21 protein-coding genes, 1 rRNA gene and 2 other annotated features (1 of these 24 only partly in view) are annotated in these 18,558 nt (G+C 45.4%); all 22 genes read left to right on the forward strand.

What is annotated here, in order from left to right:
• Positions 1-76, forward strand: a 5S ribosomal RNA gene (gene rrf, locus ACH6C1_RS19585); the annotation flags it as partial.
• A 153-nt stretch (positions 77-229) separates the two neighbouring features.
• Positions 230-925, forward strand: a complete 696-nt coding sequence (locus ACH6C1_RS18335; RefSeq protein WP_095224615.1) for an MgtC/SapB family protein — start codon at positions 230-232, stop codon at positions 923-925.
• 128 nt (positions 926-1,053) lie between these two features.
• Entirely contained in the window at positions 1,054-1,512 is a 459-nt protein-coding gene (locus ACH6C1_RS18340; protein WP_095224616.1) for a CtsR family transcriptional regulator, read from the forward strand.
• A gap of 21 nt (positions 1,513-1,533) precedes the next feature.
• Entirely contained in the window at positions 1,534-2,076 is a 543-nt protein-coding gene (mcsA, locus tag ACH6C1_RS18345) for a protein-arginine kinase activator protein McsA (RefSeq protein WP_374079702.1), read from the forward strand.
• Entirely contained in the window at positions 2,076-3,143 is a 1,068-nt protein-coding gene (gene mcsB, locus ACH6C1_RS18350) for a protein-arginine kinase McsB (protein WP_374079704.1), read from the forward strand. Before mcsA ends, mcsB begins: the two co-directional genes overlap by 1 nt.
• A 20-nt stretch (positions 3,144-3,163) precedes the next feature.
• The gene (clpC, locus tag ACH6C1_RS18355; protein WP_374079706.1) at positions 3,164-5,593 is read left to right on the forward strand and encodes an ATP-dependent protease ATP-binding subunit ClpC; all 2,430 of its coding nucleotides are present in this window, start codon (positions 3,164-3,166) and stop codon (positions 5,591-5,593) included.
• A gap of 139 nt (positions 5,594-5,732) precedes the next feature.
• The gene (radA, locus tag ACH6C1_RS18360; protein WP_095220634.1) at positions 5,733-7,109 is read left to right on the forward strand and encodes a DNA repair protein RadA; all 1,377 of its coding nucleotides are present in this window, start codon (positions 5,733-5,735) and stop codon (positions 7,107-7,109) included.
• 172 nt (positions 7,110-7,281) lie between these two features.
• On the forward strand, positions 7,282-8,391 hold the full coding sequence (locus ACH6C1_RS18365) for a PIN/TRAM domain-containing protein (RefSeq protein WP_095224620.1): 1,110 nt from the start codon (positions 7,282-7,284) through the stop codon (positions 8,389-8,391).
• A gap of 93 nt (positions 8,392-8,484) precedes the next feature.
• On the forward strand, positions 8,485-9,162 hold the full coding sequence (gene ispD / locus ACH6C1_RS18370; protein ID WP_095224621.1) for a 2-C-methyl-D-erythritol 4-phosphate cytidylyltransferase: 678 nt from the start codon (positions 8,485-8,487) through the stop codon (positions 9,160-9,162).
• A 15-nt stretch (positions 9,163-9,177) separates the two neighbouring features.
• Entirely contained in the window at positions 9,178-9,654 is a 477-nt protein-coding gene (ispF, locus tag ACH6C1_RS18375; RefSeq protein WP_374079711.1) for a 2-C-methyl-D-erythritol 2,4-cyclodiphosphate synthase, read from the forward strand.
• Between the two features lie 24 nt (positions 9,655-9,678).
• Positions 9,679-11,148, forward strand: coding sequence for a glutamate--tRNA ligase (gene gltX / locus ACH6C1_RS18380; protein ID WP_095224623.1), 1,470 nt, complete (start codon positions 9,679-9,681; stop codon positions 11,146-11,148).
• Positions 11,149-11,191: 43 nt separating this feature from the next.
• Positions 11,192-11,410: a binding site (T-box leader), on the forward strand.
• A gap of 55 nt (positions 11,411-11,465) precedes the next feature.
• Complete coding sequence (gene cysE, locus ACH6C1_RS18385) at positions 11,466-12,134, forward strand: serine O-acetyltransferase (RefSeq protein WP_374079714.1); 669 nt, start codon at positions 11,466-11,468, stop codon at positions 12,132-12,134.
• Positions 12,115-13,515: a cysteine--tRNA ligase gene (gene cysS, locus ACH6C1_RS18390; protein ID WP_374079717.1), complete on the forward strand. Its 1,401-nt coding sequence runs from the start codon at positions 12,115-12,117 to the stop codon at positions 13,513-13,515. The genes cysE and cysS overlap by 20 nt, the downstream gene beginning before the upstream one ends.
• A gap of 3 nt (positions 13,516-13,518) precedes the next feature.
• Positions 13,519-13,923, forward strand: a complete 405-nt coding sequence (locus ACH6C1_RS18395) for a Mini-ribonuclease 3 (RefSeq protein ID WP_374079720.1) — start codon at positions 13,519-13,521, stop codon at positions 13,921-13,923.
• Positions 13,913-14,656, forward strand: coding sequence for a 23S rRNA (guanosine(2251)-2'-O)-methyltransferase RlmB (gene rlmB, locus ACH6C1_RS18400; protein ID WP_095224627.1), 744 nt, complete (start codon positions 13,913-13,915; stop codon positions 14,654-14,656). Before ACH6C1_RS18395 ends, rlmB begins: the two co-directional genes overlap by 11 nt.
• A gap of 2 nt (positions 14,657-14,658) precedes the next feature.
• Positions 14,659-15,168 (forward strand): NYN domain-containing protein, encoded by a 510-nt coding sequence (locus tag ACH6C1_RS18405; RefSeq protein ID WP_095224628.1) that lies wholly within the window; start codon positions 14,659-14,661, stop codon positions 15,166-15,168.
• Between the two features lie 84 nt (positions 15,169-15,252).
• Positions 15,253-15,903 (forward strand): RNA polymerase sporulation sigma factor SigH, encoded by a 651-nt coding sequence (gene sigH, locus ACH6C1_RS18410; RefSeq protein WP_038565132.1) that lies wholly within the window; start codon positions 15,253-15,255, stop codon positions 15,901-15,903.
• Positions 15,904-15,974: 71 nt separating this feature from the next.
• Positions 15,975-16,121: a 50S ribosomal protein L33 gene (rpmG, locus tag ACH6C1_RS18415; protein ID WP_095224630.1), complete on the forward strand. Its 147-nt coding sequence runs from the start codon at positions 15,975-15,977 to the stop codon at positions 16,119-16,121.
• A gap of 38 nt (positions 16,122-16,159) precedes the next feature.
• Positions 16,160-16,336 carry a preprotein translocase subunit SecE gene (gene secE, locus ACH6C1_RS18420; RefSeq protein WP_038565135.1) on the forward strand — a complete coding sequence of 59 codons (177 nt, stop codon included), beginning with the start codon at positions 16,160-16,162 and terminating at the stop codon, positions 16,334-16,336.
• Between the two features lie 149 nt (positions 16,337-16,485).
• Positions 16,486-17,019 (forward strand): transcription termination/antitermination protein NusG, encoded by a 534-nt coding sequence (gene nusG / locus ACH6C1_RS18425; protein WP_095224631.1) that lies wholly within the window; start codon positions 16,486-16,488, stop codon positions 17,017-17,019.
• Between the two features lie 160 nt (positions 17,020-17,179).
• Complete coding sequence (gene rplK / locus ACH6C1_RS18430) at positions 17,180-17,605, forward strand: 50S ribosomal protein L11 (RefSeq protein ID WP_141234182.1); 426 nt, start codon at positions 17,180-17,182, stop codon at positions 17,603-17,605.
• A 163-nt stretch (positions 17,606-17,768) separates the two neighbouring features.
• A complete protein-coding gene (gene rplA, locus ACH6C1_RS18435) occupies positions 17,769-18,461 on the forward strand; it encodes a 50S ribosomal protein L1 (RefSeq protein ID WP_095224633.1) in 693 nt (230 codons plus the stop codon).
• A gap of 49 nt (positions 18,462-18,510) precedes the next feature.
• Positions 18,511-18,558, forward strand: a sequence feature (ribosomal protein L10 leader region); it runs 97 nt beyond the window's last position.

The following is an 18,558-nucleotide window of genomic DNA, read 5'->3' on the forward strand; positions in this document are numbered from 1 at the left end:
TGCCGAACACAGCAGTTAAGCTCTTCAGCGCCGATGGTAGTTGGGTTCGCCCTGCGAGAGTAGGACGCTGCCAGGCAAGATAAAAGCTCCTGAAAGGTTATTCAATAACCTTTCAGGAGCTTTTTTTGTATGTCTTGCTTTATACCCTTGGCAATTGGGGAATATAAATACTTCATACTATTATGTCGATATTCATATACTGCAAGAGAGAGAAAGAAGGGAAGCATAGATGGAGCATTACTTTAATGATCAATTTCTAACCGTAATGATGAAAATTATAATAGCAGTATTCCTTTCGGGGGCTATCGGGATGGAACGGGGAATGGGCAATCACCATGCGGGTTTGCGCACACATATTCTTGTAGGTGTCGGGTCCTGCCTGATGATGATTCTGTCCCTATATGGCTTTACAGACTTCAGTGAGGAACATGATTATGTCCAATTCGACCCCGCACGTATACCTTCGTATGTGATCAGCGGTATCGGATTCCTCGGAGCAGGAACAATACTGGTTAATGGTACGACTGTACGAGGACTTACGACAGCTGCCTCTGTCTGGACAGTAGCAGGACTTGGACTTGTTATAGGAGCAGGAATGTATATGGAAGCAGTATTCACTACTATCATCATCCTGCTGATTCTAATTTTCCTGAATAATTTTGAGAAGCTGTTTTTATCAAGTAAAAAGCAAAAAGCTTACTGTTTGGATATCGAACTAGATAGAGATGAAAGTGTAGGTCCTATCATGGAAATCCTCGAACGTCATCATATGGCATTAACTAACATGGAGATGAGAAAACATCATCATGACAGCAGAATGCTGCATATTGAGCTGGCAACGCGCCATGCTATTAATGAAATGGAACTCTTTGAGGAAATAACTAACCTGACAAATATCCGATCAGTGAGCACAGTAAAAAGTTAAAACCCTTTTAAGGGTTTTTTTCTGTTATTAGAGGCTATGCTAGGGGAGAAGAGCTTTGCATTCCTCCTGCAAAATGTATATAATAAAGTCAAAGATAGTCAAAGTCAAAGGGAAGGGAGGCGACTTGTGTGAGCAATATATCGGACATCATTGAAGCTTACCTAAAGCAGATTCTTCAATCGACGGATACGCAGGAAGTGGAAATAAAGAGAAGTGAAGTAGCTAATCGTTTTCAGTGCGTGCCATCACAAATAAACTATGTAATAAAGACGAGATTCACTGTTGAGAAAGGGTATCTAGTCGAGAGTAAGCGTGGCGGCGGCGGTTATATTCGTATCATTCGGGTAAAGCACCATACAGAAGCAAGTTTGATAGATGATGTAATCGAGATGGTGCAGCCGCGTGTATCACAGCAGACTGCCAATAGTATTATTGAACGGCTTGCTGAAGAGAAGATACTGACTGAAAGGGAAGCGAAAATCATGCTTAGAGCAACCAGCCGGGAAACACTAGCCTTTCCTCTTCCGCTTCGTGATGAAGTCAGGTCCCGTATTTTAGTTTCAATGCTGACTGCTATCAAGTATTAGTCAGATAAGGAGGGCATCAGGATGGAATGTCAAGAATGTCATATAAGACCAGCAACCTTGCATTTAACAAATGTCGTCAACGGACAGAAGACAGAAATGCATGTTTGCGAGCAATGTGCAAAAGAGAATGGATATGTCTCCTACGGCCAAGAAGGGTATTCCCTGCATAACTTATTATCTGGTCTATTCCATATGAACCCATCGACTGTTCAAGGACATAAACACTTCTCACAAGTTCCATCAGCGCTTGCTTGCCCCAAGTGCGGACTGACATATAATGAGTTCACCAGATTGGGGAAATTCGGCTGTGCTTCCTGCTATGAAACTTTTGAAGACAATCTGAATCCAATCTTCCGCCGTGTACACAGTGGTAATACAAAACACGAAGGGAAGATACCGAAGCGGATGGGAAGCGGTATAGAGAAAAAACGGAAGATCGCAGCATACCGGGAATCCATGCAGCACTACATCCAGGAGGAAGAATTTGAGAAAGCAGCAGAGCTCCGCGATAAAATACGCTCGCTGGAGCAGCAGACAGATGGACAGGAAGAGGGTGAAAGCTAATGTCACTTGAAAAGTTCATGAGTGATGCTATCAGCCCTTGGATGAAAGAAAATGGACCAGACTGTGATATTGTCATGAGCAGCCGAATCCGGCTGGCCAGAAACTTTGAAAATCGCACCTTTCCACTGATAGCTAAAGCAGAGGATTTGGATGATGTACTGAATTTCTTCCAGGAAAGTTATCAAGATACTGATTTTAATGATCGAGGGAAGATGCAATTCTTACGTATAGCTGATTTATCTCCGATTGAGAAGAAGGTATTCGTCGAAAAACACTTGATAAGTCCGCATTTGGCAGAACATGCGGAGGAGGCAGGAGTTTTGCTATCCGAAAGCGAACAAGTCTCTATCATGGTAAATGAAGAAGATCACCTGCGCATCCAGCTGTACCTGCCTGGCTTCCAGCTGAAAAAGGCACTTTCAGAAGCTTTTGAGGTGGACGATTGGCTTGAGCAGAAGATAACTTATGCATTCGATGAGGAAAGAGGATATCTTACTACTTGCCCGACAAATGTAGGAACTGGACTGCGGGCCTCGGTAATGATGCATCTCCCTGCATTGACCATGACACATCAAATGAATCGGCTGACACCTGCAATCAACCAGCTCGGACTTGTCGTACGCGGCATCTACGGCGAAGGAACAGAGGCGCAAGGCAATATTTATCAGATTTCCAACCAAATCACTTTAGGGAAATCAGAACAGGATATTGTAGAGGATCTGGAGAGTGTAGTGAGCCAGTTGATCGAGCAGGAGAGGCAGGCTCGCCAGACTTTGACAGAGGAGCTGAGCATCCAGCTGGAGGATCGGATCTTCCGGTCTTACGGTACATTGCGGTACAGCCGTATTATTGAATCAAAGGAAGCAGCAACCTGTTTATCGGATGTTAGATTAGGCATTGATATTGGGTATATAAAAGATATGCCTCAATCCATACTTAATGAATTAATGGTATTGATACAGCCAGGCTTCCTGCAGCATTACGCAAAACGGAGCTTATCTGGCAGAGAACGAGATGTATTACGTGCTTCCCTCATCAGAGAGCGGATGCATTTAGAAAATAACTGACTGACCAAGGAGGAATTCCTATGATGTTTGGACGCTTTACAGAAAGAGCACAAAAGGTCCTTGCACTTGCACAAGAAGAAGCAGTGCGCCTGGGACATAATAATATCGGTACAGAACATATCCTATTGGGTCTGGTGAGCGAAGGAGAAGGCATAGCCGCTAAAGCTCTGACAACACTAGGATTGGAAACAGAACGTATTCAGGAAGAGGTCGAGCAGCTGATTGGGCGCGGCCAGAAAATCACGGGCACACCTTATTACACACCTCGTGCGAAGAAAGTAATTGAACTTTCCTTGGACGAAGCAAGAAAACTTGGTCATTCCTATGTGGGTACAGAGCATATCCTTCTTGGTTTGATTCGTGAGGGTGAAGGGGTTGCAGCACGTGTGCTGAATAATCTCGGTGTAAGCTTGAATAAGGCTCGTCAGCAAGTGCTGCAGCTTTTGGGAAGCAATGAGTCTTCTGCTGGGAAACAGCGCGGCAGCCAGTCTGCTAGAGCGAATACGCCCACACTGGACAGTTTGGCAAGGGATCTTACGGCTATCGCTAAAGAAGGCAATATCGACCCGGTCATCGGCCGTGAGAAAGAGATCGAGCGTGTCATTCAAGTGCTCAGCCGCCGGACTAAGAACAACCCTGTCTTGATCGGGGAGCCAGGTGTCGGTAAAACGGCAGTAGCGGAAGGACTTGCGCAGCAAATCATCAATAACGAAATACCAGAAATCCTTCGGGATAAGCGTGTCATGACGCTTGATATGGGTACTGTCGTAGCGGGTACGAAATATCGCGGGGAATTCGAGGATCGTTTGAAGAAAGTAATGGAAGAGATTCGCCAAGCAGGCAATATCATCCTCTTCATCGATGAGCTGCATACACTTATCGGCGCAGGAGGAGCAGAAGGAGCGATTGATGCTTCCAATATTCTGAAGCCATCCCTTGCACGTGGTGAACTGCAGTGTATCGGTGCTACCACTTTGGACGAATACCGTAAATACATCGAAAAAGATGCAGCATTGGAGCGTCGTTTCCAGCCAATCCAAGTGGATGAACCATCTGTTGAAGAATCCGTTCAGATCCTTACTGGTCTGCGTGACAGATATGAAGCCCATCACCGTGTTACGATTACAGATGAAGCTATCCGTGCAGCAGCAGAGTTCTCTGATCGCTATATCACAGATCGCTTCCTTCCGGATAAAGCAATCGACTTGATCGACGAAGCTGCTTCCAAAGTGCGCTTGCGCTCTTACACAGCTCCGCCAAACTTGAAAGAGCTTGAGCAGAAGCTAGAGGAAGTACGCAAAGAGAAAGACGCAGCTGTGCAAAGCCAGGAATTCGAAAAAGCGGCTTCCTTGCGCGATACAGAACAGCGATTGCGTGATCAGTTGGATCAGACAAAGGATCAGTGGAAAGAAAAGCAAGGTCAGGAAAGCAGTGAAGTCACTGTAGAAGATATTGCTTCTGTTGTTTCCATCTGGACGGGTGTACCTGTTGCCAAGCTGACCAAGGATGAGTCGGAGCGTTTGCTTAATATGGAGCAGACACTGCATGGACGTGTCATCGGACAAGAGGAAGCTGTTGTGGCTATCTCCAAAGCAATTCGCCGAGCACGTGCTGGCCTTAAAGATCCGAAACGCCCTATTGGTTCATTCATCTTCCTTGGGCCTACTGGTGTCGGTAAAACAGAATTAGCACGAGCATTGGCTGATTCTATGTTTGGTGATGAAGATGCAATGATCCGTATCGACATGTCGGAATACATGGAACGCCATTCCACAGCACGTCTTGTCGGTTCTCCTCCAGGATATGTAGGGTATGAAGAGGGCGGACAGCTTACAGAGAAAGTCCGTCGGAAACCATATTCCGTTGTGTTGCTTGACGAGGTGGAAAAAGCGCACCCAGAAGTATTCAACATCTTGCTTCAAGTATTGGAAGATGGCCGTTTGACGGATTCCAAAGGTCGCTTGGTCGATTTCCGCAACACGATTCTGATCATGACTTCCAATGTCGGTGCCAGTGAGCTGAAACGCAGCAAGTCACTTGGGTTCACAATGGATAGCGAAGATCAGAACTTCAAGGATATGAAAGCGAAAGTAACAGAAGAGCTGAAAAAAGCCTTCCGTCCGGAGTTCTTGAACCGTATTGATGAAACGATCGTATTCCATCCGCTTGAGAAGAAACATATGAAGGATATCGTGACGTTGATGGCAGATCAGCTTAAGAAACGTCTTGCGCAGCAGGATATTGAATTCACGCTGACAGATGCTGTTATCGAGAAGATTGCTAATGATGGCTTCGATGCGGAATATGGCGCTCGTCCATTGCGCCGTGCGATCCAGAAGAATATCGAAGATCTATTATCAGAGGAACTCCTGCGCGAGAATATCAGCAAAGGACAACAAGTGAATATTGATGTAGATAAAGATGGTAAGTATGTCGTTACAGGCAAATAATGAATAGGGAGGTGTTTTTCGCCTCCCTTTTTGCTTTGATTTGTGTAATTTTTTCTATAATAATAATTTTGTTTGATATATTTCTGTAACTTTTATGCCGTAATTATCGTATAAAATGATGAAGAAGGATTTGATAGGTTTGGCAAAAAGAAAGACAAAGTATGTATGTCAGGAATGTGGATATGAATCTGCAAAATGGATGGGCAAATGCCCAAGCTGCAATAACTGGAATACCTTTACGGAAGAAGTTGTTACACCAGCTAGCAGCGGAGCCTTCCGCCATTCAAATACAACAACCACAGCTGCTAAGCCTCAGTCGATTACAGCCATTCACTCTGAAAAGGAACCGAGAGTAACAACAGATCTCCCGGAGTTCAACAGGGTGCTCGGCGGCGGAATCGTAGCAGGATCACTTGTGCTTATCGGGGGAGACCCTGGTATCGGTAAATCCACATTGCTTTTGCAAGTCAGTGCACAGCTGGCAGAAAAGGAATTGCCGGTCCTATATATATCAGGTGAGGAATCTGCCCGTCAGACGAAACTCAGAGCAGATCGCCTCGGTGTAAAGGCAGATCAGCTCTATGTATTATCGGAGACTAATCTGCAGGACATCACACGGCATATTGAAGAAGTGAAGCCGGCGTTTGTGGTAGTCGATTCCATCCAGACCGTGTATCGGGAAGAAGTCACCAGTGCACCGGGAAGTGTTACGCAGGTACGGGAATGTACAAGTGAGTTAATGCGGGTAGCCAAGACGAATGGCATTCCGATTTTCCTCGTTGGTCACGTAACGAAAGAAGGCGCCATCGCTGGTCCTAGAATGCTCGAACATATGGTGGATGCGGTTCTTTATTTCGAAGGGGAACGTCATCATACATTCCGGATCCTGCGCAGTGTAAAGAACCGGTTTGGAAGTACGAATGAAATGGGTATTTTCGAGATGAAGGAAGAAGGATTAAGGGAAGTGACGAACCCGTCTGAAATCTTCTTAGAGGAAAGATCGCAGGGTGCAGCAGGATCAACAGTTGTTGCATCGATGGAAGGGACACGTCCTGTTCTTGTCGAGATCCAGGCACTTATCTCCCCGACCAGCTTCGGAAACCCTCGCCGTATGGCTACCGGTACAGATCATAACCGGGTGCCGCTTTTAATGGCGGTTTTGGAAAAACGAGTCGGGCTTATGCTTCAGAATCAGGATGCATACGTGAAGATTGCCGGCGGTATGCGATTGGATGAACCTGCTATCGATCTTGCGGTAGCTGCGAGCATCGCATCCAGTTTTAAGGACAAGCCGACAAAGCCAGACGACGTCTTAATCGGGGAAGTGGGTCTGACTGGTGAAGTGAGACGTGTATCCCGGATTGAACAGCGTGTCCAAGAAGCGGCCAAGCTTGGCTTCAAGCGGGCTATCGTACCGAAGAAGAATCTGGATGGCTGGACGGTTCCGGCAAGTATTAAAGTAGTCGGAGTGAACTCGGTAAGTGAAGCACTTCATATTGTCTTGGGAGAGGATTAACCTCTCCTGAATTGGTAATATTTTTTGACAACTTCTCTGAAACTATGCTACTATGTAATGTTTCCTAAATTGACTGGGAATCTAAAACGTGCTACGGTTAAACTGCAATTATTTATTTTTACGTCTAATATATTTTATTTCAGGTAATACTTTCTGTTAGGAGGTGACAGTAATGTTAAAGCGAATCGTGCAATTATTTATTATCGTTGCAGGCGGTATGGTCGGGTTTCTCTATATTCCTAGATTGATGGATCTAGTTAACCTGACCAACATTGGTTGGCTTGATTCCCCAATCGTCGGATTGATTGGCGGAGCTATTCTATTATTCTTATTACTGTTTTGGGTGGTCGATTATATTGTCGGCTTCATCCATTGGGTGGAGGACTCACTAGTCAAGACACCTGCTGCTGATTTATTCTTTGGCAGCATCGGGCTCATTATCGGATTGGTCGTAGCTTACTTGATTACGATTCCGATCCGAGGTATCGGTTTTGTGCTTGTTTCGGAGGTATTGCCGCTGTTTGTCACAATTTTCCTTGGCTACATCGGATTCCAGGTTGGTTTCAAGCGCCGTGATGAATTCCTGAATATGATGACGTTGGCGAAAAAGGATAAGAAGAAGACAGCAGATGAGCAAGAAGCTGGAGAAGAGAATGTCCAGGCTGTTCAGCCTAAATCAAAATTGCTTGATACGAGTGTTATCATCGATGGACGTATCGCGGATATTTGCGAAACGAATTTCTTGGAGGGTACGATTGTCATCCCGCAATTCGTATTGAATGAACTTCAGCATATTGCTGATTCTTCCGATGCGTTGAAGCGGAACCGCGGCCGTCGCGGTCTTGATGTCCTGAATCGCATCCAAAAAGAAATGCCAAGTGTCAAAGTGGAATTCTACGAAGGTGATTTCGAGGATATTCCGGAAGTGGATTCCAAGCTTGTCAAATTGGCAAAGGTAATTGATGGTATAGTCGTTACAAATGATTTCAATTTGAATAAGGTATGTGAGTTCCAAAACGTACCGGTGCTGAATATCAATGACTTGGCGAATGCCGTGAAACCCGTTGTCATTCCAGGCGAGGAATTGACCGTCCAGGTGATCAAGGACGGGAAAGAACATAATCAAGGTGTGGCTTACTTGGATGACGGTACGATGATCGTCGTCGAGGAAGGCAAGAATTATATCGGTAAGACAATCGAGGTGCTTATCACGAGTGTATTGCAGACATCTGCAGGCCGAATGATCTTCGCTAAGCCGAAATTACTTGAAAAAGCATTGTAAAAAAGTATAACATGATAGAAGTAAACAAAAGTGATAACATGGGATGTTATCGCTTTTGTTTGGATTCGACTTAAAATAAGGCGGTAAATATAGATGTATTATCAAGCTATCGTGTTAGCTGCCGGGCAAGGTAAACGAATGCAGGCTGGCCAAAACAAACAATTCCTTACAATTGGGCAAAAGCCGCTCATTGTACATACGCTGAATGTTTTCGATCAGGATCCCTGGTGTGCATCGATTACACTTGTTGTGAGCAATTCAGATCGTGAATTGATGCAGCAGCTATTGTCAGCACAGAAATGGACAACCCCAATAAACCTGACAGAAGGCGGAAGCGAGCGGCAGGAGAGTGTCCTGATGGGTCTGGAAGCATTGCCTGATAAGTCCGGTATCGTTTTTATACACGATGGTGCGCGGCCATTTGTCACAGTCGAGAGACTTCATGCCTTGGCTGAGGCTTGTCAGGAGCATCGGGGAGCGATACTTGCGGTGCCTGTCACAGATACAATCAAGCTTCGCCGTGGTAATCGTCTGGAAACGATGGACCGAGGGCTCCTGTGGGCTGCTCAGACACCGCAGGCTTTTGATTACCAGCTTATCTACGATGCCCATGTAACAGCCAAAGTTGACGGGGTGCTGGGAACAGATGATGCCTCATTAGTGGAACGCCTCGATCAGGATGTGTTCATCGTAGAAGGCAGCTATGATAATATGAAGCTCACGACACCAGAGGACTTATACAAAGCGGAAGCATTTTTAAATGGTAAATAAAGCGAGGGTCACATTATGTTTCGAATTGGACAAGGATTTGATGTACATGCATTTGCAGAGAATAGACCGTGTATCATCGGCGGGATTACAATCCCTTACGAACTTGGATTGCTAGGCCACTCGGATGCGGATGTACTATTACATACGATTGCGGATGCGTGTCTTGGCGCATTGGCGCTGGGCGACATCGGCAAGCATTTCCCCGATACTGATCCTGCTTTCAAGGATGCGGATTCGGAAGTATTGCTGCGTCATGTATGGCAGCTTGTAAAAGAAAAAGGCTATACACTAGGGAACTTGGATTGCACAGTTATTGCACAAGCACCTAAAATGGCACCATATATCGATCAGATTCGTGAAAATGTAGCGGGTATGCTCGATGCAGAACCGGGTCAGATCAATGTGAAAGCAACAACGACAGAACAGCTTGGCTTTACTGGCCGTAAAGAAGGAATCGCTGCACAAGCAGTCGTCCTTTTGCAGCAAGCCTAACATAATCGAAAGGGAGTTATTCATATGTCAAAACCTGTACGTGTGCGCTATGCGCCGAGTCCGACTGGACATTTGCATATTGGAAACGCACGAACTGCACTATTCAACTACTTATATGCCCGTCACCATGACGGCAAATTCATCGTCCGCACAGAGGATACGGATCAGAAGCGGAATGTGGAGGGCGGCGAGGAAAGCCAGTTCAGCTATTTGAAATGGCTTGGTATCAAGTGGGACGAAGGCGCCGATATCGGCGGCGAATACGGACCATACCGTCAATTGGAGCGTCTGGATATCTATAAGAAATATGTAGATGAATTGCTGGATCGCGGTCTTGCTTACAAATGCTACGTGACAGAAGAAGAGTTGGAAAAAGAGCGAGAAGAACAAAAAGCGAATGGACAAGTTCCTAAGTATTCGGGTGTGCACCGTGATCTGACACCGGAACAGCAAGAGAAGTTCGAAGCGGAAGGCAGACAGCCAAGTATCCGTTTCCGAGTTCCGGAAAATAAAACATATAAATTCAACGATATTGTTCGTGATGAAATCAGTTTCGAGTCCAGTGATTTCGGCGACTGGGTTATCGTGAAAAAGAACGGTATCCCAACATATAACTTTGCTGTGGCTATCGATGACCATTTGATGGAGATCTCTCATATCCTTCGCGGAGAAGAGCATATCTCTAATACACCGAAGCAGCTTATGATTTACGAAGCATTCGGTTGGGAACCGCCAGAGTTCGGACATATGACATTGATTCTTAACGAAAACCGCAAGAAGCTGTCCAAACGCGATGAGCATATCCTGCAGTTCATCGAGCAATATAAGAACTTAGGTTATCTGCCTGAAGCGATGTTCAACTTCATCAGTTTGCTTGGCTGGTCACCAGTCGGAGAAGAAGAGATCTTCTCCAAAGATGAAATCATCAAGATTTTCGATCCGAATCGTCTATCCACTTCTGCTGCAATCTTTGATCCGCAGAAGCTGAAATGGATGAACAACCAATATATCAAGTCGGAAGATGCGGGGCGTATCGAGAAGTTGACATTGCCTCATTTGATCCAGGCTGGCAAACTTCCTGAAAACATGGAAGATTCCCGTCGTGATTGGGCAGCAGAGCTTATCGCTCTTTACAAAGACCAGTTGAACTATGGTGCGGAGATTGTCGAGTTGACGGAGTTATTCTTCCAGGAAGAAATCGCTTATGATGAAGAAGCAATGGCAGTACTTCAGGATGAGCAAGTACCGGAAGTATTGAAGGCATTCTCCGAACAGCTTTCAGCATTGGAAGCATTCGAACCGGATACAATCAAAGGTGCAATCAAATCGACACAAAAACAGACGGGTCAAAAAGGCAAGAAGCTCTTCATGCCGATCCGTGTTGCTACAACAGGCGCAACACACGGTCCGGAGCTGCCAAACTCCATCCATTTGCTTGGCGAGACAGTTGTCCAAAACCGTCTTCGTGCAGCAATCGAACAGCTGACAAAGTAAAATATTCACTTTTTTGCTGAAATATAATATAGTAGTACTACACATTCGAACGTTGAAGAGGAGAAGTATGCATCTGCCTTTCCATCCAGAGAGAGCCGTATTCGCTGCGAGCGGCTTTGGAGAGCTTTTGCTGAAATGCGCCTCGGAGTCTTTTGCCGAAATGATAGTAGGTAAAAGCGGTTCTCGCCGTTATCTGAGTGAAGCTGGGGAACGCCATAGGCTTTCCCAAATAGAGTGGAACCGCGCAAAAAGCGTCTCTGTCATTGTACAGGGGCGCTTTTTTTCGTGAAACGGTAGAAGCGGAAAGGAAGGGGAAAATGGGATTTTTCAAGATGCTGAAAGAGGATGTTATGGTAGTCTTCGACCAGGATCCAGCTGCTCGTTCTTATCTGGAAGTTATCCTAACGTATTCCGGCTTGCATGCCATTTGGGCACATCGAATTGCACACCAATTCTACAAGCATAAATTCTATTTCCTTGCCCGTGTTGTTTCACAAGTGAGCCGTTTCTTCACCGGCATTGAAATACATCCCGGAGCCACGATAGGCAGACGATTTTTCATCGATCATGGCATGGGTGTCGTCATAGGTGAAACGTGCGAAATCGGAGATAATGTAACGATCTTCCAGGGCGTGACTCTAGGAGGTACGGGGAAAGAAAAAGGCAAACGACATCCGACCGTCAAAGACAATGCGCTTATCGCGACAGGAGCTAAAGTGTTAGGTTCTATTACGATTGGTGCCAACTCGAAGATAGGTGCGGGTTCCGTTGTACTGCATGATGTTCCGGATTGCTCGACGGTAGTCGGCATCCCTGGACGTGTCGTCATCAAAGATGGGGAGCGTATCAGAAGAGATCTGGATCATCAGGATTTGCCAGACCCAGTTGCGGAGAAGCTAAGGAAAATGGATCAGGAAATTAAAGAACTACAGCGGGAATTAGCCGCAGCAAAAGGAGAGAAGCAGCATGTCGGTAAAAATTTATAATACGCTGAGCCGTAAAAAGGAGCCTTTCGTTCCGCTTGAAGAAGGAAAGGTAAGTATGTACGTCTGCGGCCCAACTGTTTACAACTATATTCATATCGGTAACGCAAGACCGCCGATCGTTTTCGATACAGTACGGCGCTATCTTGAATATCGCGGTTATGATGTCAAATATGTCATGAACTTCACAGATGTGGATGACAAAATCATCAATGCGGCAAAAGAGATGGGCGAGGATGTTTACGCGGTTGCAGAGAAATTCATTCAGGCTTATCAGGAAGATACGTCTGCACTTGGTGTCAAAGAAGGCGCGCTTCACCCGCGTGTAACGGAAAGTATGGAAGAAATCATAGACTTTGTGCAAGGCTTGATCAATAAAGGGTATGCGTATGTATCAGAGGGGGATGTCTACTTCCGTACACGTTCCTTTGACGGTTACGGTAAATTGTCACACCAGTCCATTGATGAGTTGCGCTCAGGAGCCCGTATCCGTGTGGGTGAGCAGAAGGACGATCCACTTGATTTTGCTTTATGGAAAAATGCAAAGCCAGGAGAGATTTCATGGGAAACGCCATGGGGCGAGGGGCGCCCGGGCTGGCACATCGAATGCTCCGCTATGGTGAAAAAGCATCTTGGTGACACAATCGATATCCATGCAGGCGGAACCGATCTTACATTCCCGCACCATGAAAATGAGATCGCACAATCAGAGGCCCTTAATGGAAAGTCATTTGCGAACTACTGGATGCATAACGGTCACATCAATATCGATAACGAGAAAATGTCCAAATCACTTGGCAACTTCATTCTTGCCCATGATCTGATCAAAAAACATGATCCGCAAGTATTACGATTCTTTATGCTGAGCGTACATTACCGCAATCCGATCAATTTCACGGATGAATTATTGGAAAGTGCGAAGACTGGTTTGGCGCGAATCAAAAATGCTTATGATAATCTGCAGCATAGAAAAGCTGCCAGCACAAACCAGGATAATAATGCTAATGGTGTTATGGAAACGATCCAAGAGCTAAGGACTCGGTTCGAGGAAGAAATGGATGATGATTTCAACACAGCTAACGCTATATCCGTCTTATTCGATTTAGCAAAAGAAGCAAATGTTTACTTGCAGCAGGAGCAAACATCCGTGCCAGTGATCGAAGCCTTTATCAAGGCATTCGAAGAGCTCGGCAGTGTGCTTGGCATCAAATTTGCTGCTGAGACAGAATTGCTCGACGATGAAATCGAAGGCTTGCTCACGCAGCGTGTGGAGGCCCGTAAGAATCGTGATTTCCAGGAAGCAGACCGGATCCGTGATTTGCTTAAGGAGAAAAATATCATCCTTGAAGATACTTCACAAGGTACACGCTGGAAAAGAGGATAACTCATGGACGTGAAACAAATGAAAAGTCTGGCGCTCGCTTATATGGGGGACGCTGTATATGAGATTTATGTCCGCCAGCACCTCCTGCAAAAAGGAGAAGTAAAACCGAATCATCTGCACCAAGCAGCAGTCACCTTCGTTTCTGCAAAATCACAAGCGAAGGTGATTCGGGATTGGCTTGAGCAGGACATGCTATCGGAAGAAGAACAAGCGGTCTTCCGGAGAGGGCGTAATGCCAAGTCGGGTACGGTACCTAAAAATACGGACGTGCAGACTTACAGATATAGCACAGGCTTTGAAGCGCTGATTGGGTACCACTATCTCCTGGAAGATACAGAGCGTCTTGAAACCCTTATACAAGCAGCTATCAAACATGTAGAAGAAAGGAGTCAGCAGCATGGCAGATGAATGGATAATCGGAAAGAACCCTGTAACGGAAGCATTGCGGTCTGGCCGTTCCATTAATAAAATCATGGTTTCGGAGCATTTACAGCCAAAAACATGGCAGTCGATACAGGAACTTGCAAAAGCAAGCGGTACAATCGTGCAGAAAGTACCGAAAAGAAAATTGGATCAATTGATTGAGGGGGCTCACCAAGGGATTGTTGCTTCGGTCGCAGCCTACGAGTACAGCTCAGTGGATGATCTATTCCGTGTAGCGGAGGAGCGGGGAGAGGAACCATTCTTCATCATCCTTGATGAAATGGAGGATCCGCACAATCTTGGTTCAATTCTGCGTACAGCGGATGCAGTCGGTGCTCATGGCGTCATTATCCCGAAGCGGCGTTCAGTCAGCCTGACAGCTACGGTAGCCAAGACATCTGCAGGAGCCATCGAGTATATTCCCGTCGCGCGCGTAACGAATCTGGCCCAGACGATCGATCATTTGAAGGAACGGAATGTTTGGGTTGCTGGTACAGCAGCAGAAGGCGCGATAGATTATCGCCGTCTGGATGCAGTCGGAGCAATTGCCCTTGTAATCGGAAATGAAGGAAAAGGTATCAGCAGGCTTGTCCGGGAGAAATGTGATTGGACAGTCTCGCTGCCTATGCATGGTAAAGTCACTTCCCTTAATGCGAGTGTCGCGGCAAGTCTTCTCATGTATGAAGTAAACCGTCAGCGTCATCCCCTAGGGGAATAAAGATGGTCATTTTGGTGGTCGATGGCTATAACGTCATCGGGGCATGGGAAGAACTGCATGCACTCCGCGATACGGATTTTGAACAATCCCGCCAGCTGCTGATCGAGAAGCTGGCCGAGTATCAGGCTTACACAGGACATCGGGTAATTGTCGTATTCGATGCCTATCATGTGAGGGGATTAGAGAAAAAATACGAAAATTATAAAGTAGAAGTTCTCTATACAAAAGAAAAAGAGACGGCGGATGACCGTATCGAAAAACTGATTAAAACGTTGAAAAATGTCAAGACACAAGTTTACGTCGCAACTTCTGATTACGCAGAACAGAGTACTATATTTGGGCAAGGAGCTCTTCGTAAATCATCCAGGGAACTATATCTGGAGATAAAGCAGATAGAGCGTGAAATCGACCAGGAAATCAGAGAGTACAATACTCGACAATTTCCGCCAAAAATCCCTCTAAAACCCGAAGTAAGGGATATACTCGAAGCATGGCGCAGAAGGAAGAAATAACCAAAGTAGTATATTGACGGTTATTTGGACCGCCTGTATAATGACCCTATAAATTCGCGGTATATGGTCAGGGGGAATCCTTAAGTGACAATTGTCAAGCAGCGGACGGTAGGCCAGGATTACGCAGTGATGGAAGATAGTGTTCTTGTAGATTTAGTTAAAGCAGGTCATGTTGATGCCCTAGATTTTCTGATTAACAAGTATCGAAATTTTGTCAGAGCGAAAGCTCGCACGTATTTTCTGATTGGAGCCGACCGGGAAGACATTGTCCAGGAAGGGATGATCGGTCTTTATAAGGCCATTCGTGATTTTAATGGAGAGAAGCTTGCTTCATTCAAGGCGTTCGCCGAACTCTGTGTAACCAGGCAGATCATCACAGCAATCAAGACGGCGACCAGACAAAAGCATATTCCGCTCAATTCTTATGTATCGCTGGACAAGCCAATCTATGACGAGGAATCCGACAGGACTTTGCTTGATATCATAGTCAGCTCAAAAGCGGGTGATCCGCAAGACGTTTTGATCAATCAGGAACGGTTCCTCGATATGGAGGAGAAGATGGCACAGCTGCTCAGTGAACTGGAGAGACAGGTATTGGCTCTCTATCTGGACGGCAGATCCTATCAGGAGATTTCTGAGGAGCTGAAGCGGCATGTCAAATCGATTGATAATGCCCTGCAGCGGGTGAAGCGAAAGCTCGAGCGATATCTTGAAATAAGCGAAGTGACATTATAAGCTTCGTTGACAAGCTATTTCATGCGTGCTACAGTAAAATTGTGTCAAAATACCCGAGAGGGTGGAGATTTTTGCGTAAAACAATTACATTAGCGTGCTCGGAATGTTTGAGCCGCAACTATTCCACAGCAAAGAGTGGGAATCAATCACAGCGCTTAGAGACTAGGAAATTCTGCAAACGATGCGACAAGCATACAGTCCATCGGGAGACAAAATAGACAACAATGCCTGTCGGCGAGAGTTTGGGGGTAGTACCATGAATCCTGTTACGTTTTTGAAAAATGTATCTAAAGAGATGAAGAAGGTTAGTTGGCCAACTGGTAAAGAGCTATATCGCTATACGATCGTGACAGTTTTAACAGTAGTGTTCGCTGCTATATTCTTCGGTTTAGTTGATTTAGGGATCTCTGAGATTTTAAATTTATTCTTTTGAATAATGCCCGCTGATATATGCTATAATGATATTAAATATTGCTCGTAGAAAAAAACCCGTTCCGTACGGGTTTTTTAAATTGGTCTTTTTGCCAGCATCGGCAATAACTAAACCAAAGGGAGGGAAGGACAAGCGTTTGTCCTGACAGCATGGAAAAAAGATGGTATGTCGTACACACCTATTCTGGATATGAAAACAAAGTAAAGGCCAACCTGGAGAAAAGACTCGATTCCATGGGAATGGAAGATAAAATCTTCCGCGTCGTCGTTCCTGAGGATGAAGAGACAGAAATCAAGAACGGTAAACGTAAGACAGCGATGAAGAAAGTCTTCCCTGGTTACGTATTGACTGAAATGGTCATGACGGATGATTCCTGGTATGTGGTGCGTAATACACCGGGCGTAACTGGTTTCGTCGGATCCACTGGTTCTGGTTCCAAGCCGACACCGCTTTTGGATGAAGAAGTCGAAACAATCCTCAAACGGATGGGTATGGAAGAGACACTGACAGAGTTCGATTTTGAAGAGAAAGAAAGTGTACGCGTAACGGATGGACCATTCAACGACTTTACTGGAACGATCGAAAATATCGACATGGATAAACAGAAAGTAAAAGTTCACGTAAATATGTTCGGCCGGGAAACACCAGTGGAGCTTGATTTTTCCCAAATCGAAAAATTATAATCCTCCGGAATTTATTTGGAAGCCCCTTGCATTGTTTATAGATAAATGCTAGAATCTTAATGTTAATGACTATAGTCTATAATATATAGCTATACAGACATGTTGAGTGGGAGGGTGACAAACCCTATTACCACATCACGGACTTAAGGAGGTGTGTCTCGTGGCTAAAAAAGTAATCAAAGTTGTAAAATTGCAGATCCCTGCAGCTAAAGCGAATCCAGCTCCACCAGTTGGACCGGCACTAGGTCAAGCAGGTGTGAACATCATGGGATTCTGTAAGGAATTTAACGCCCGCACGCAAGAACAAGCAGGCTTGATCATTCCAGTTGAAATCACGGTATTCGAAGACCGTTCATTTACATTCATCACTAAAACTCCGCCTGCTGCAGTCTTGCTTAAGAAAGCAGCTGGTATCGAATCAGGTTCAGGCGAACCGAACCGTAACAAAGTCGCTACTGTTAAACGCGATAAAGTAAGAGAGATTGCGGAATCTAAAATGCCTGACTTGAATGCTGCAAACGTTGAATCAGCAATGCGTATGGTTGAAGGTACTGCTCGCAGTATGGGAATTGTCATCGAAGACTAATTCTGATTCAATCATAGAAACTGACGAGGTTGCGTGAATGGAGTATACCATTTCGCAGCCTTTTTAAAAGCCGGCATTTCCGGCAATAGCGGACACTCGTCCGCTCCGCTTTAACAAGTGGGAGGTCCTACCGTTAAAACCACAATCCGAGGAGGAAAAGGAAATGGCTGTAAAAAGCAAAAAGAAACAAGAAGCACTTAAGCTTGTTGACCGTACTGCATTGTACGAAGTAAAAGAAGCTGTTGAGCTTGTCAAAAAGACTGCTACTGCTAAATTTGACGAAACAATCGAAGCTGCTTTCCGTTTGGGAGTAGACCCTAAGAAAGCTGACCAGCAAATCCGTGGCGCAATGGTATTGCCGCACGGTACTGGTAAATCTCAACGCGTATTGGTATTCGCTAAAGGCGATAAAGCAAAAGAAGCGGAAGCTGCTGGTGCTGACTTCGTAGGCGAACAAGATCTAATCGCGAAAATCAACGGAGGCTGGTTCGATTTCGACGTTATCGTTGCAACTCCGGACATGATGGCTGAAGTTGGTAAATTGGGCCGTGTACTAGGACCAAAAGGTCTTATGCCTAACCCGAAAACTGGAACTGTTACATTCGACGTAGAAAAAGCTATCCAGGAAATCAAAGCTGGTAAAGTTGAATACCGCGTTGACAAACAGTCCAACGTCCATGTACCAATCGGTAAAGCTTCCTTCTCTGAAGAGAAATTGGAAGAAAACCTTGTTGCATTGATCGAACAACTTATTAAAGTGAAACCACAAGCTTCCAAAGGCCTTTACATGAAGAACGTAGCAATCGCTTCTACTATGGGTCCTGGAATCAAAGTTGACGTAGCACCATTCCGTTAATTGTCTGTTGACATCTAATTGGAAACACTATATAATCAACTGTGGTTAAAACCTAATAAACGTTATACCTAAGACAGCAGGTGCCCTAGGGCTTAAT

The sequence above is a fragment of the Terribacillus sp. JSM ZJ617 genome, from assembly GCF_044383785.1.
In the GTDB taxonomy this organism is placed as follows: domain Bacteria; phylum Bacillota; class Bacilli; order Bacillales; family Amphibacillaceae; genus Terribacillus.

Coding starts and splice junctions, on each gene's coding strand:
- ACH6C1_RS18335 (WP_095224615.1), top strand. CDS start 230: ATGGAGCATTACTTTAATGATCAATTTCTAACCGTAATGATGAAAATT.
- mcsA (WP_374079702.1), top strand. CDS start 1,534: ATGGAATGTCAAGAATGTCATATAAGACCAGCAACCTTGCATTTAACA.
- mcsB (WP_374079704.1), top strand. CDS start 2,076: ATGTCACTTGAAAAGTTCATGAGTGATGCTATCAGCCCTTGGATGAAA.
- clpC (WP_374079706.1), top strand. CDS start 3,164: ATGATGTTTGGACGCTTTACAGAAAGAGCACAAAAGGTCCTTGCACTT.
- ACH6C1_RS18365 (WP_095224620.1), top strand. CDS start 7,282: ATGTTAAAGCGAATCGTGCAATTATTTATTATCGTTGCAGGCGGTATG.
- ispD (WP_095224621.1), top strand. CDS start 8,485: ATGTATTATCAAGCTATCGTGTTAGCTGCCGGGCAAGGTAAACGAATG.
- ispF (WP_374079711.1), top strand. CDS start 9,178: ATGTTTCGAATTGGACAAGGATTTGATGTACATGCATTTGCAGAGAAT.
- gltX (WP_095224623.1), top strand. CDS start 9,679: ATGTCAAAACCTGTACGTGTGCGCTATGCGCCGAGTCCGACTGGACAT.
- cysE (WP_374079714.1), top strand. CDS start 11,466: ATGGGATTTTTCAAGATGCTGAAAGAGGATGTTATGGTAGTCTTCGAC.
- cysS (WP_374079717.1), top strand. CDS start 12,115: ATGTCGGTAAAAATTTATAATACGCTGAGCCGTAAAAAGGAGCCTTTC.
- ACH6C1_RS18395 (WP_374079720.1), top strand. CDS start 13,519: ATGGACGTGAAACAAATGAAAAGTCTGGCGCTCGCTTATATGGGGGAC.
- rlmB (WP_095224627.1), top strand. CDS start 13,913: ATGGCAGATGAATGGATAATCGGAAAGAACCCTGTAACGGAAGCATTG.
- ACH6C1_RS18405 (WP_095224628.1), top strand. CDS start 14,659: ATGGTCATTTTGGTGGTCGATGGCTATAACGTCATCGGGGCATGGGAA.
- secE (WP_038565135.1), top strand. CDS start 16,160: ATGAATCCTGTTACGTTTTTGAAAAATGTATCTAAAGAGATGAAGAAG.
- nusG (WP_095224631.1), top strand. CDS start 16,486: ATGGAAAAAAGATGGTATGTCGTACACACCTATTCTGGATATGAAAAC.
- rplA (WP_095224633.1), top strand. CDS start 17,769: ATGGCTGTAAAAAGCAAAAAGAAACAAGAAGCACTTAAGCTTGTTGAC.